The sequence below is a fragment of the Sorangium sp. So ce295 genome, from assembly GCF_051527405.1.
In the GTDB taxonomy this organism is placed as follows: Bacteria; Myxococcota_A; Polyangia; order Polyangiales; family Polyangiaceae; genus Sorangium; species Sorangium cellulosum_B.
Genome location: NZ_CP150324.1, coordinates 9,051,210 through 9,064,795 on the forward strand (window position 1 = coordinate 9,051,210; position 13,586 = coordinate 9,064,795).

General features: G+C 69.1%; 9 protein-coding genes. 6 read left to right on the forward strand and 3 right to left on the reverse strand.

Going from position 1 to position 13,586, the window contains the following annotated elements:
- Positions 1–25: 25 nt before the first annotated feature.
- Positions 26–1,660 carry a hypothetical protein gene (locus WMF11_RS34250; protein ID WP_437903460.1) on the reverse strand — a complete coding sequence of 545 codons (1,635 nt, stop codon included), beginning with the start codon at positions 1,658–1,660 and terminating at the stop codon, positions 26–28.
- 20 nt (positions 1,661–1,680) lie between these two features.
- Complete coding sequence (locus WMF11_RS34255; protein ID WP_437903462.1) at positions 1,681–2,784, reverse strand: hypothetical protein; 1,104 nt, start codon at positions 2,782–2,784, stop codon at positions 1,681–1,683.
- 218 nt (positions 2,785–3,002) lie between these two features.
- Here WMF11_RS34255 and WMF11_RS34260 point away from each other — a divergent pair, with 218 nt between their 5' ends.
- Positions 3,003–4,130, forward strand: a complete 1,128-nt coding sequence (locus WMF11_RS34260) for an RNA polymerase sigma factor (RefSeq protein ID WP_437973721.1) — start codon at positions 3,003–3,005, stop codon at positions 4,128–4,130.
- 120 nt (positions 4,131–4,250) lie between these two features.
- Positions 4,251–4,808: a sigma-70 family RNA polymerase sigma factor gene (locus WMF11_RS34265; RefSeq protein ID WP_437903466.1), complete on the forward strand. Its 558-nt coding sequence runs from the start codon at positions 4,251–4,253 to the stop codon at positions 4,806–4,808.
- A 27-nt stretch (positions 4,809–4,835) separates the two neighbouring features.
- Here WMF11_RS34265 and WMF11_RS34270 read toward each other — a convergent pair whose 3' ends face one another.
- Positions 4,836–5,792 carry an ATPase gene (locus WMF11_RS34270; protein ID WP_437973722.1) on the reverse strand — a complete coding sequence of 319 codons (957 nt, stop codon included), beginning with the start codon at positions 5,790–5,792 and terminating at the stop codon, positions 4,836–4,838.
- 739 nt (positions 5,793–6,531) lie between these two features.
- Here WMF11_RS34270 and WMF11_RS34275 point away from each other — a divergent pair.
- The 4 genes from WMF11_RS34275 (at position 6,532) to WMF11_RS34290 (ending at position 13,578) form a co-directional block, all read left to right on the forward strand.
- On the forward strand, positions 6,532–6,747 hold the full coding sequence (locus WMF11_RS34275; RefSeq protein WP_437973723.1) for a hypothetical protein: 216 nt from the start codon (positions 6,532–6,534) through the stop codon (positions 6,745–6,747).
- 413 nt (positions 6,748–7,160) lie between these two features.
- Complete coding sequence (locus WMF11_RS34280; protein WP_437973724.1) at positions 7,161–8,993, forward strand: sigma 54-interacting transcriptional regulator; 1,833 nt, start codon at positions 7,161–7,163, stop codon at positions 8,991–8,993.
- A 319-nt stretch (positions 8,994–9,312) separates the two neighbouring features.
- On the forward strand, positions 9,313–12,801 hold the full coding sequence (locus tag WMF11_RS34285; RefSeq protein ID WP_437973725.1) for a serine/threonine-protein kinase: 3,489 nt from the start codon (positions 9,313–9,315) through the stop codon (positions 12,799–12,801).
- Positions 12,802–12,927: 126 nt separating this feature from the next.
- Positions 12,928–13,578, forward strand: a complete 651-nt coding sequence (locus WMF11_RS34290) for a hypothetical protein (RefSeq protein WP_437903475.1) — start codon at positions 12,928–12,930, stop codon at positions 13,576–13,578.
- The last annotated feature ends 8 nt before the right edge of the window (positions 13,579–13,586 follow it).

The window sequence follows — 13,586 nt, forward strand, 5'->3', positions numbered from 1 at the left end:
CTGGCAGCGTCTCGCGAAGCGCGAATCAATGGGGCGGCTCGCTTGCCGCACCGAAATGATAGAGCTCCCCCCACGGGCCGTCCTCCCCTTTGCCCACCTGGTCCCCCGGGCCGGCGTTCCCCGCGAGGCCCCCATTACCGGCGGGTCCGGCAACAATGTTGGTTCCGGGTCGAATGGCGAAGTTGGGCACGACGTAGGCGATGCCGACGGATGCGCCTCCGAGCCCGCCGCCGGCATCACCTCCGCGACCGCCGTTGCCTCCCCAACCGCCAGGGCACCCCGTCCACATGCGAGCGTCAGAAGTCCCGCCCCCATGACCACCAGACCAACCGAGCCCCCCCAGTTGGCCCGTCCCGCCCACCCCGCCCTCGCCGCCTTTGCCCGTGATCACGTCGCTGGCCCCAATCGTCAGCTCCGCGCCGTCCAGCACGACAATGCCGATGGCCGCCCCGCCATAGCCGCCGCCATAGCCGCCCCGACCGCCACAGCCGCCGCTCCCTCCCGAGCCGCCGGCGGCGCCCCCCTGGGGCAGGCCTGCCCGACACGCGACCATGTCCCCACGCGACTTGCTGCCGCCACCGCCGCCGCCCCCCTGGCCGGTGCCGCCCAGCTTCCCGTCCTCGCCCCGGACGCCGATCCATCCATCCTTGCCGAGGTGGCCCACGCCCACCGCGCCGTCCGCGCGACCGGCGTCGGGACCATCTGCGCCATCGCCCCCTTCGCTGCATCGCATGAGGTCCGCGCCGAGCCCCGCGTGGCCATCGCGCTCAGAAATCTGCGCGGGTGTCGGCATTCCCGAGGCCCCGTCGCTCCCCGACTCCAGCCCGCCGTCGCCACCATATCCACCGATGGACTCGATGCCATCGTCGCACACGGTGACCACCGGAAGGGCGCCCGTCGGGGAGTCCGCGGTGCAGGCGTCCACGCCGTCGTTCCCCACCATGCCGTCCGCCGCCCGCTCGGTGTCCGCGTCCTCTCCCGGCTCCCCGTCCTTGCCGTTGCCCGCGACGATCACGCTATCCTGCACGATCGCCGTGGCCCCCGTGCTCAAAATCACGGCAATCGACGACTTTCCATCCGGCGCCGAGGCGTCCGCCGCCACGACGCGCACGCCGGCAATCACCGACGTCGCGTTGTCCCCCGCGAGCGCCGTACCCTCCACCCCTAGGACCCTCAGCGGGATCCCCCCCGGCGGAGCGATGATCGTCGGGTGATCGGGCCCGCCGAATGAGCCCTCGTACGACCAACCCCCGCCGTCACACAGGCGCCCGCCCCAGAGGTCGACCCCCGAGGGCAGCGTGATCGTCTCCGCGAACTCCCCGCCGCAGGCGTACACGCGCCGGGTCGCTTCCTCGCCATGGCCTCGCCCGTGCGCGGCGAGCCCGATCGCGTGTTGCAACGTCCTCACCGGCGCGCCCTTCGTTCCGGGGCTGTTGTCGTCGCCCTGCTCGCTGACGAACACCCCGCATTCATCCAGCGCCGGCGCCGTGCCGGGCTCTCCCTCGCACGGACCGGGCGGAGGCACCGGATCGGGCTCGCACGCCTCCACCTCCCAGCAAGGGTCGGAGTAGGGGCACCCTGTCAGCATGCTCGCGCCGCACATGAAGATCGCGACAGCGACGACCGACGTCGCCACGCGCCGGCCTTCCCTCGAACTCATCTTCTCGGCCCCCGATGTCCTCACCACCGCCCCTCGATCATCACGCCGATCTCTCGCCCGGTCGCCACGGGCGAGGCGTGGATCCGATCCTGAACCGGCGTGAGCCCCAGGAAGGAGAAGTCCGTGAAGAAGGACGCGGCGGTCGCTGCCCCGATCACACCGCCGGCGATGAACATGGCCGTGCCCACGCCCGCGGACAGGTTGCGCTCGTCTCGGAGGCGGAGCAGGTCAGCGCACGCCGGGCGGTCCGCCGCTTGCCAGCACCTGGACCCGCTCGCCGTCGCACCGCCGTTGAGCCCGTCGCGCCGTTCGCTCAGATCGCCGTCAAGATTCGTGGCCCGGATCATGAGCAGGCTGCCCGCGGACAGGGTGGCCGTCGTGACGGCGAACCCCGCGATGCGCAGTGTCGTCGGCCACGACGCAGGCTGCCCGGGAGCCTGCGGGCGCGCAGGGGGCGATGCGCTCGGGGGCTTGGGCACCGCGGGCGCGTTGTCCTTGGCGCTGCTCTCGGCCGCGCGTGGCAACTGGATCGTCATGGTCGGCTCGGTCGCCGCCTGCGCGTCCAGCGTCTGGGAGCCTTCCTCGCGGCCCGGTGCTCGGGCCCGCACCATGTGCTTGCCAGGCTCGAAGAACAGTCTGTAGGTCCGCCTGGGTAAGCCGATGGGCTTGCCGTCAATGAACACCTCGGCATCCGGCGGATCCACCGACAGATAGAGCGTCGCGACGAACGGAACGGCCTTGGCCAGTCCGTCCGCGAATCCTCTTTGCTGCTCAGGAGAAAGCGCTTTGCGCCGCTCAAGGCTCCAAGCCAGGTGCTCCGCTGCGTCACGAAACTTGCGCAACTTGAGCTCGCAAAGGCCCAGCTCTCCAGCGATCTCAGCGGATTCTCTCTCTGTAACAGCTGTCGAGTCGATCGCCTCGAAGGCCGCCTTGTACGCGGCGTGTGCCTCGGTCCACTTTCCCGATGCCCGAGCTCGCCGGGCGCGGCGAAGATGGTCCTTTACGATCGAATCGTCGCTTCGTGCGGGGGCCGAATTCCGGTCCTCCGCATGGACCGGATGCGTAGTGCCGACCACGACGCCAAGCATCAAGGATATCCAGAGCGATTGCGCGACAAAACGCATGCACGACGGTACTTACGCCAGCCGTGGCGCGTCAACGGCGCTGAAAGTCGCATGAACTGAACGTTCCGATGAGAAAATCCCGCCCGATCGGGGAATGCGGCCGCCCCTGCCTTGCTGTCGCAGGATCCGCGCCTACATGTCGCATTCTATCCGACTGATACTGGAGCCGTCCTGCATTTTCTTGAAGCCCTCCACACGGCTCAGGTGTTTTACCGGTTATGGGCGAGCCAGGCAGCACCCCTACCGGCTTCGAGTTCTTCAGGCGCCTCGCGCGGCGTTTCGGTGTCCCTGCGCGACACGCGGAGGACCTCGCGCAGGACGCCTTGCTGCGGGAGCTGGAAGCGAATCAGCGGATCGAGCTCGGGGAGGCTCGGGCGGCCTACGGTGCCACCATCGTCCGGAACCAGGCGCGGAACCACGTCCGGAACGCACGCCGTCGGGGGGAGGTCCTGACGTCGTTCGACGATCACGAGCCTCAGGCGGAGTGCCCGACCCCGGAAGAGATGCTCCGCAGGCAGCAGCGGGAGGCGCTCCTCCGCGACCTGATCAACCAGGTCGACCCCAAGTACCGCGACGTCTTGATCAAACACAGGCTCGAGGAGGTGCCGCTCATCGAGATCGCCTCCGAGCTGGGGCTCAACCCGAAGACGGTGAGTACACACTACCTCCGAGCGCTCGAGGACCTCGACGCGGCGGTGAAACGCCGGAGGGCGCGGCAACGCTCGCGCGGATGGGGCGACGCTGCATGCGTCCCGTTCGCCTTCGATCTGCGGGGCCGCGAGGGGTGGCTGAGCAAGCTGGGCCGCCTGAGCATCAAGATCCTGGTGCAGGGGACGGTCGTCGTGCTGGCCGGCACCGTCATCGCGACGTTGCCGGACTCGCTCAGCCCGGAGTCGTGGCTGCGGGCAGCGGTGGTGCGCACTCCTGCGCCCGCACTTGCGGTGGAGGAGATCGCGCAGCCGCCAGTCCAACTTCCCACGCGCGCGGCCGCCGCGCCGACCGCGCCGACCGCCCAGGAGATCGCAGTCCAACTTCCCACGCGCGCGGCCGCCGCGCCGACCGCGCCGACCGCCCAGGAGATCGCGCAGCCGGCGCAGGACCGAGACGCACGGGCGCCTGCTCCGTCAGGCGCGCAGGTTCGTCGTACCTCGTTCCCCGTCCGCGCCGTGGTCCCAACCGTCAGCGAGCGCGAGCAGAGCCTCATCGACGAGGCCCGTAGGGCCATCGAGGACCATAACGCGGTCGCAGAGGCAGAGGCGCGCCGATTGCTCGAGACGCATGCAGGGGAGTTTCCGCAAGGCCAGCTCGCCGCAGAGCGTGAAGCGCTCCTGACGCAAATTCGCTGAGTCCTCGGCGTCCCTCCGGCAGGCAGCGGGCGGTGGCGCAGGTGATGTCGTCGGACAGCACGAGGCCGAGATCTACCTTGCGTCCAGACAAGGATGTTCGCGTCCAGGAGACGAAACGTGATGAATGAAGACGAGCGCGCCGCCGCGTACGCGCGCCTGTTTTGCCCGGCGGTCGTACGAGCCGTGCTGCGCTGGCTGCGGAGGCTGGGGGTCCCAGTGTGCCATCGTACCGACGTCGCAGGCCAAGTCTGGCTCAACGCCTGGGAGAGCTGGCCCAGGTTCGATCCGAAGCGCGGCAGGCCTGAACGCTGGTTGAACGCGATCACCGTGCACGTCGCCGCGCACTATCGCGAACGTATGCAGCACCGCAGGGAGGAGCTCGTCGATTTGATCGATGTGCCCGATCCGGCACCGGATGCCTCTGCTGCGATGGAATCCCACAGCGTCAGAACGGGCACCATCGACGCGGTGAACGAGCTTGACCCGCAGCTGCGCTTTGTTCTCAGGGCACACGATCTGGATGGGATCCCGATGGCCCAGGTGGCAGAAGACGCGGGGCTACCTCTCTCTACGCTCTACAAGCGACGCACAAAGGCCCTCGGTGCGCTGCGTGACTGCCGTTCGCCTCGTGCACGACACGAGCCGCAACGAGATCCCCGACGACGACGGCGCGGCTGAGGGCGCTGGCGATCATGATGCGCGAGCTCAGGGCGATTGCCCCTCATCGCCCGGCTCGTCGTCTCCCGACTCGCCCGCCTCCGACTCGCCGTCCGGCTCGGCCTCCTCCGGCTCGCCGCCGTCCTCTCCCTCCTCTTCTCCTCCGCCGTAGGCGCCGCGGGAGACGGGGAACGGCGCATAGTCCTTCATCTTGTCGGTGCCCGCGTACCAGTACTCCGCGGCGGCGCGCAGCTTCCGCTCGGCGTTCACGACGAGGGTGTACGCGGCGTCGCGGAGCTTGCGCGAGCGCACCGCCTCGAGAGAGAGCGTCTTGTCGGCGAGCATGCGCGCGAGCACCGGCGAGAGCTCGCGGAGGCGATCCGCCGCGGCGGCCTCGCCGCGAGGCGCCTTTTGAACGGCCTCCGCGTGCTCGGAGCAGAGCAAGAGGAGATCGGAGGCGTCCTGGACCAGATCCGCGTCGCCGCTGCCCGCCCGGATCGCCATGAGCCGCTTTTGACCTTCGGGGCTCTTCTTGAAGCGGAGATCGAAGAAGCGGAGGAGCGATTGCTTGATCTGGGCGGCCTCGGCGGCCGGCTTCTGGAAGGCCGCGACGGCCCGCTCCTGGCGCTGCTGCGCCGCTTGCCAGCGCGATTGCACGACGCGCAGGAGCTCGATCTTTTCACGAAGCCCGCGGATCTCCTCGCGCGTGAGCGGGGGCTCGTCGTCGGGGAACGGCGTGCGCACGAGATCCGCCGCGTCGCGCTCGGCGGCGAGCTGGATGCGGCTCGCCCAGATGACGCGTCGAGCGAGCTTGCCTGGAAAGAGTGAGGCGTTATCGCCGAGCGACTCGGCTTCTCGGAGCAGCTCGGCCTCTCGCTCGGCGCTCAGCGTGAACTCGGGCGCACCGCCCGACGAGCGGTGCGCGCCTCCGGCGTCGCTCGAAGCGCGCGTGTTCTGGGCATTCTTGGTCCTGGATGAAGCTGCGGTGGTTGCCTTCGGTGCCATGGCGATGAAATGTCTCCTTGTCGAGGTCAGCGCCCCTCCGAGCAGAGGGGCGGTCGCTCAATGAGGGAATCGGCGCCACCGAGGCTTCGGGTCACAGGAGAGCACGATACCGACGTTTTCGTCGCAAGCTCGCAAGCGCAAGGTCGCAAGGAGACAGAGGCGCCGCGCAAACGGACGCCGGAGCTGCGCAGCAGCGGCGACGGCCACGCGCAGGCGTCGAGCCATGGCAACGCAGGGCAACCAACTGGGCGCGCAGGAGGGCGCCGGGGTTGCGCAGGAGGGCGCCGGGGCTGCGCAGGAGCCACGTGATCGTACGGTAGGACACCCAAATGGGTGCGCAGGAGGGTTGCCGGTGCCGCGCAGGAGCCACGGTACCGTACGGTAGGACACCAAAATGGGTGCGCAGGAGGGTCGCGGGGGCCGCGCAGGAGGGCGCCGAGGCCGTACAGGAGGGCGGCCGGGACCGCGCAGCAGGACCGCCGGGGCTGCGCAGGAGGTCGCCGAGGCCGCGCAGCATGTACGAGCGGAGCCCTGGTAACACTTCTGACCGGGAGCTGCGGTGACACTTCCTTGAACTGCGGGCCCATGCTCCGGGAGGGCTGGAAACAGGGACCGGATCCTCGTCGACGCGCCACGGTCGCCGTCGCTTTCGAGCGTCCAGGCGGTCGAACAGGGGGAAACAGCGCCGCCTCGTTCGCGGGGCGCTCCGTCGCTGCCCCCGGGCTGCTACTTTCCCCCCATGCCCTCCGTGCGCCGCTCTGCCGCCGAGATCCTCCGCATGGTGCCACCACGCGACCGAGCGGTGCTGCTCCGGCTCGGCCTCGACCTGAACCATCCAGCGGACGCGGCGCTCTTCGTCGACGGCGTCCGAGCCGCCGACGACGCCATCGCAGCGCAGGAGCGCTGGGAGCGCGCAGCGGTCCGCCGCTCGAGCCACACGCGATCGCGTCCCTGATCCGGGTGCGCGCGTTCAGTCGCCTGGCGCCGGAACGCGCGCTGCATGTCGTCGCGCGCCGCGGTGACATCAAGAGCGAACCCCCGGAGTGCCGCGTTCCGCACTGCGTGCTGCTCGCGCTCGGCCCAGAGAACACGCCGCTCGCGATCGAGCGGCCGTCGAACCCAGGAGGGCGGAGCGAGGAGATGCGGAAGCAGAGCGCCGGACATCATCGTGCCCCCCGATCACGTTCGCGGGCAAGGTCGACCAGTTCGGCCGCGGCCTCGCCCTGGGGAGAGCGGAATCCTGTTGCAGCGGCGGATAGGGCGGACAGAGCATCACCGCCTGAGGCGAACGCGGCGGGGAGCCCGTCGGGCATCTTGAGCATCGACGCCGGACGGGTTGCGCCTCTAATCTTCACGAGGGGAAGAGCTATGGACGACCAGCGGCACGACGACGGACGGAACGACACGAGCACCGAGAAGCTCCCGGGCGGCGGTGATGGGCCTCCCGCACGACCACGGCCGCACGGCGTTTCCGTCTTGTTCTGCCATCGGGGCGGTGTCGAAGCGATGCGGCTCGATCCTGACCAACCGACGATGGTCGTCGGCCGACGCGCGCCCGCGGATCTCTGCATCCCCGACACCATCATTTCCCAGCCGCATGCGCGGTTCACGTTCGTCGACGGCTACGTCCTCGTAGAGGACCTCGGCTCCACCAACGGAACCTGGGTGAACCACAAGCGGATCGACGGGCCCGTCATGCTCACGCCGGGTGGAGAGGCCATGCTGGGAAACGTCAGCGCTCATGTGGTCGCCCTCGGTCCCGTCGCCACGTCGATTGTGCTGGGCGAGGCGGCCTTCTATCGGGAGCTCGACGCTGAGCTCGCGCGTGCGCAGTGCTTGAACCGAAGTTTTGCGATCATTGCAGTGCGCCCCGGTGAAGCGGAAATAGCGAGCACCAAATCCGGGTCGTGGGCCATGCAGCTTCCGGCGACTCTGAGGGCTGTTGATCGCGTGCATCTGTGCAGGCCGGATACGGCGCTGATCCTGCTACCCGAGGCGAGCGCGGAGAACGCCGCTCGGATGGCGACAGCGGTCGCCTACGGCGCCGGTGAAGGCGGAGTTCGCCGCGTCGGCCTGGCCGTCTACAAGAAGGCCGGGAGCTCGGCGCCGAAGCTCGTCGACCGAGCACGCGAGGCGGCGGGCCGCGCGACCCTGGAATGTCCCGTCGTTGATGAGTCGACCAGCCGGCGGTCGAAAGGGGACGTAGACAGCTCAGACGCCCCGATCATCGGCGCGTCTCAGCGAGAGCTGTTCAGTAAGGCCGAGCGCGTGGCCTCGGCGCGCGTTCCCGTACATATCAAGGGCGAGACCGGTACGGGCAAAGAGGTGCTCGCACGCTTTCTCCATGAGCGCGGTCCGCGCGCGGGCAAGCCGTTCATCGCGGTAAACTGCGGCGCGATCCCTAGCAATATCGTCGAGAGGGAGCTCTTTGGCCATGAAAAGGGCTCTTTTACCGGTGCCGATCAGTCAAAGCCGGGCTATTTCGAGGCAGCTGACAAAGGGACACTGTTTCTCGACGAGGTCGGCGAGCTCGACCCTGAAGTACAGAAGACGCTGCTCCGAACCCTCGAGACGCACAGCATCCGCCGGGTCGGCGCGACCCAAGAGACGAAAATCGACGTGCGGGTCATCTCGGCCACGCACCGCGACCTTAAGGCGATGGTCGAGGACGGCCAGTTTCGCACGGATCTAGTTTATCGGCTGAACACGATTGAGCTGGAGCTGCGTCCCCTGCGCGAGCGGTCTGATGAGATTGAGGCGTTTGTGGAACGCTTCATGAAACGCGCAAACGATGACAACGGCCGCAGCGTGCGTGGCATCGACCCCGAGGCGATGGCGCTGCTCCGCACGTACAGCTGGCCGGGAAACGTGCGCGAGCTCCGCAACGCCATCGATCACGCTGTCGTGTTGGCCGAGGGCGATCAAATCCAGCTGGAGGATCTGCCGCCGCGTCTGCTCGCGAACGCCCTGCCGGTGGGAGCCGAAGGTGCCCCTGTGGCAGTTCCGCCGTCGGATCTTGCCGAGACCCAAGCGACCGGCGGCAAGCTCCGATCAGAGCGGGCTCGTACGGAAGCGCAGCTCATCAAGGATGCGCTCCGAAAGACGGGGGGGAATGTGAGGAGAGCGGCCGAGCTACTCGGAATCCCGCGCGGGACGCTGAGGTACAAGATGGAGGTTTTCGGCATCAAACTCCCGAAGTGATAGGCCATCGTTGGCGACCGGGTGGCGAACCTCGACCCTCCGGTGGCGAACCTTAGCCCGCCGGTGGCGAACCTTGGCCAGCGCTCCGCGCAGGCGATGAGCAATCATGCGGATTTTCGCGGGGATCCGCGACGCGCCTGGCTCGGCATGCAACGTGCTGAGTGTCCGTGACGTGAGCAGGAAGAGCGAAGGCAGCACGACGATGCCGCAAAGGAAACCTGAGGGGGAGCGCCTCCAGGGGCCCGCGTCTGCCGCTCGGTCTCCCCGGAGGATAGGACGCCAGGCCGGCGTCGAAGCTGCGGTAGCCTCCTGCTCTCGGATGATCGACGAGCAGGGAGCAGCCAGCGACGCACCGGACGAGCCTCGCCAGCTCGGCCCGTACCGGATCATCGAACTCCTCGGCAAAGGCGGCATGGGCGTCGTCTTCCGCGCTGCACACTCCCTGACAGGCGAGGAGGTGGCCATCAAGACGGTGCTCGGCGTGAACAACGCCGACCACCTCGCCGCGATACGCCGTGAGACGCGGGTGCTCCGCCGCTTGAACCACCCTGGCATCGTTCGCTTCCTCGACGAGGATGTCACCGGCGGCGTGCCCTGGGTCGCAATGCCGCTCCTCCGGCGCGACACGCTCCGGGATCACCTCGCGGCTACCTTTTCGAAGGACGCCGGCCTGGGGGCGGCGATCACTATTCCCGTGCAGGCTTCGGGGTCCGTTGCGGCCAGCGTCCGCCTGCGCACCGGCGCGCCCGCAGCGAGCGCGGCCGCGCGCCCGCTCGGCACGATGCTCACGCTCATCCGTCGCCTTTGCGCGCCGCTCGCCTACCTGCATGGCGAGGGCCTGGTGCACCGCGATCTCAAGCCCGCGAACATCGTCCTCCAAGACGACGGACGCCCTGTCCTCGTCGACCTGGGGATCGCTGTTCACTTCGGCGGCGCTGGCCGCGAGGAGCTCGACGTGTACCCGCTCGCCGGCAGTGTGGCCTACACGGCCCCGGAGCAGCTCCAGGGGGAACCGGTCGACGCGCGCGCCGATCTCTACGCGCTCGGCTGCATCCTCTATGAGTGTGTGACGGGACGACCTCCCTTCCTTGGCGACGCCTCGTCCCTTCGCGAGCAGCACCGCACGGCCTCACCTCAGCGCCCCTCGGCTCTTGTCACGGGCCTCCCGGCAGCACTCGACGACCTCATCCTCACGCTCCTGGCGAAGAATCCACAGCGTCGGGTCCAGTACGCCGCCGACGTCGCCACAAAGCTCGTCGCGCTGGGCGCGGCCGCCGAGCGCGACGAGGGCCCGCCGCCACGCGTGTACCTGTACCGGCCCGTGCTCGCAGGTCGCACCGATGCCGTTTGCAAGTTGCAGATGATGACCCAGCGCGCCGCCTCCGAGAGGCGAGATGCGATCGCGCTGGTGCACGGGGAGAGCGGCTCCGGGAAGACGCGGCTCGTGCGAGAGGTGAGCCGCGCCGTCATGGCGAATGGGCTGTCGCTCCAGGTGTTCTCGGGCGTGTGTGTTGCGCCTGGGGCCGGCGAGGCGGGTGCGATGGCGGCGATGGCCGCCCCGCTGCAACCGCTACGTACGACGCTCTTGGCAGCGGTCGATCAAGCGCGCGCATCCGAGACAGAAGCAGACCGGCTCTTCGGCGGTCGCCGCGAGGTGCTCGCGGCCTACATGCCAGAGCTGCGAGCGCTCGGGAGCCTATCGGAGCCGGCGCCCCTGCTGCCTTCGCAGGCGCGGAAGCGCGTCGTCTCCGCGCTGCGGGAGACCCTTCGGGCGCTTGCCGAGGCGAGGCCGCTCTGCCTTCTCCTTGACGACCTCCAGTGGGCCGATGATCTGACCCTGGCCCTGCTCGATTCGTTTGCCCGAGCCGAGCCCGACGAGCGCGGTGGCGTACTGATCATCGGCACCTACCGGATGGAGGAGACTCGCCCGGAGCTCGAGGATATCGCGCACGCCCCGGGGGCCACCTCGATCCGGCTCGACAAGCTGGCCGCTCGCGACATCGAGGACATGGTCGTGGGCATGCTCTCGCCAAGCATGCCGCCCAGGACCGTGCTCGACGCGCTCATCCGCAACGCGAACGGCAACCCGTTCTTCGTCGCCGAGTACCTGCGCGCGGCGCTCGACGCAGGGGAACTTCAGCGGGAGCAGGGCGGCGGCTTCTCTTTCAAGGGGCGCGGCGCCGCGGCGCTCGCCTCCCTCCAGATCCCGGGCACGCTGGACGAGCTGCTCGGACGGCGGCTCGACCTGCTCGACGCGGAGGCGCGGGTGCTCGCGGCGTGGGCGGCGGTGCTAGGGCAGGAGCTCGACGACGAGCTCCTCTTCGCGGGCCCACTCGGACAAGACGCGACCACCGAGGCAGTTGCTGAGCTCCGGGCGCGGCGAATCCTCGAGGAGACGGAGACAGCTCGGCTGCGCTTCGTGCACGACAAGCTGCGCGAGAAGGCCTACAGCCAGCTCGATCCGGAAGCGCGGGCCGCGCTACACCAGCGCGCCGGCGAGGCGCTCGAGGCGCGCGGCGCCCAGGCGCCAGTGCTGGCGCACCACTTCGCGGGAGCAGGCCTCCACGGCAAGGCCGGCGCGCACTTCGCGCGAGCCGCGCAGCGCGCCGCCGAGGTCTATGCGAACCGCGACGCCGTCCGCTTCTATCGCCTGGCCATCAGCGCCCTCTCAACCGCTGGCGCCGCGCCTGCAGCGCTCGCCGAACTCCACGAGGCGCTGGGCGACGTGCTCGGGCTCGTCGGGCGTCAGGCCGAGGCCCGCGATGCCTACGGCGCGGCGCTCGGCGCGGCGACTCCCCGCGTCGACCATGCCCGGCTCCACCGCAAGATCGGCAAGACCTGGGAGATGCACCACCAGCACGCCAGGGCGCTCGAGTGTTACGGGCAGGCGGAGACCGCCCTCGTCGGTGAGCAGGCCGAGCGAGCCTCGGGTGAGGCCCAGACGTGGTGGAACGAGTGGATCCAGATCTATCTGGATCGCATCTCCGTGCATTATTGGCTCGCCGATCTTGCCCGGCTGGATGCCCTCATCGAGACCGTCCGCCCCGTGCTGGAGCAGAGAGGTACATCGCTGCACCGCGCCCACTACCTCCACGCGCTGACGCAGCGGGGCATCCAGCGCGATCGGTTCGTCGCTTCCGCCGAGACGCTGAGCTTCGCCGACGAGTGCGTCACGGCGTACGAGGCCGCGGACGCACCGCCCGAAGGTCACTGGGCTCTGGCCGCCCGCTGCAGCCTCGCGATCGTCCGCATGCTGTACGGCGACCCCGACCAAGCCGAGGCCGAGATGCGCGACGCCCTCTCGATCGCGGAGCGGAGCGGCGACCTCGAGGTCATGACGCGCTGCCTGACCTATCTCACGCTCATCCAGCGCAGGCGGAACCTCGTCGAGGGTGCGGAGAACCTGGCCAAGCGGACCTTGAAGCTGGCAAGGGCAGAGAACGTGCGCGAGTACGCCGGAGCCGCCTTGGGCACCCTCGCGTGGTGCGCGCTCCAGCGCGGCGACCTCGCACGGGCCGAGGAGGCAGGCCAGGAGGCGCTCGTCTGCTGGGAGCCCCTCCCCCTCGTCTACCCCTTCCAGTGGCTGGCCAGGCTGCCGCTCTGCCGGGTGGAGCTCGCGCGTGGTCGCCTGGAGGGCGCCATCGCGCAGGTACGTGCAGTGCTCGACCCGCGGCAGCAGCGCTTGCCGGGTCGGCTCACCAAGCTGCTCGAGGCGGCAGCGCGCGCCTTCGCGTCAGGCCACGAGGCCCGCGCTTGCCGGCCGCTCGCGCTGGCGCTCCGCGGCGCCCGCCACGGCGGCTACGCGTGAGCTGAGCCTCGACTCAACCGATCTACTTGACGGCGCGCCGAGGCCCGCCGCGCGGCCCCCGTCCGCGCCCGGTCCGCGCGCGCCACGTGTGGAGTTGCGATGACAAAACGAGAACGGAGCCGAACCATGTCCAACGAGATCCCGTGCAGCAACGATCGAAGAGGCATTGTCTTCACCATCGATCGCGAGTCGAACCCCGTTTACCAGCTGGAGTCCAGCGCGTGGGCGAGCGCAGAGAACCGCTGGGCCGAGCGCGACGTCCCGCCCGAGATCCGCGACAAGGTCGCCTCTCTCCATGAGACCGGCAAGCCCGGAGCATTCGTGCACTTTCTCCAGGGCGACGTCGGGGTCTATGTCATATGCGAAAAAAACATCAAGAACCTCCCCGAGACGGCCGGCGATGATCTCGTCGTCCAGGAGGCCTACGCGGCGCTGAGCAGCGGGCGAAGGCTCGCCGCCTATGATCTCGTCATCTGCGCCAAGAAAGGCACGATCCGCGCGGAGAGCGGCGAAACCTTCGAGACTCGCGAGGGCGACTATTACGTCGTCCACTGCCAATCGTGGGGACGCTTCGTCCTGAATCCCTCCCTGAGACCCGGGTTCGTCGAGACGACAAAGGAGGTCTTGCTCTTGCTCGAGGGACTGCACCGCACGAACTTCCTCTCCATGAGCCCCGACCCTACGGACGAGCGGCTTCCCCCGGACGTCGCGCAGCCGACAGCCGTCCCCGTCGGGATCAACTGCTACGTCCTCAACCTGTCGCGCTTCAAGCGCTGAGCGGAGAG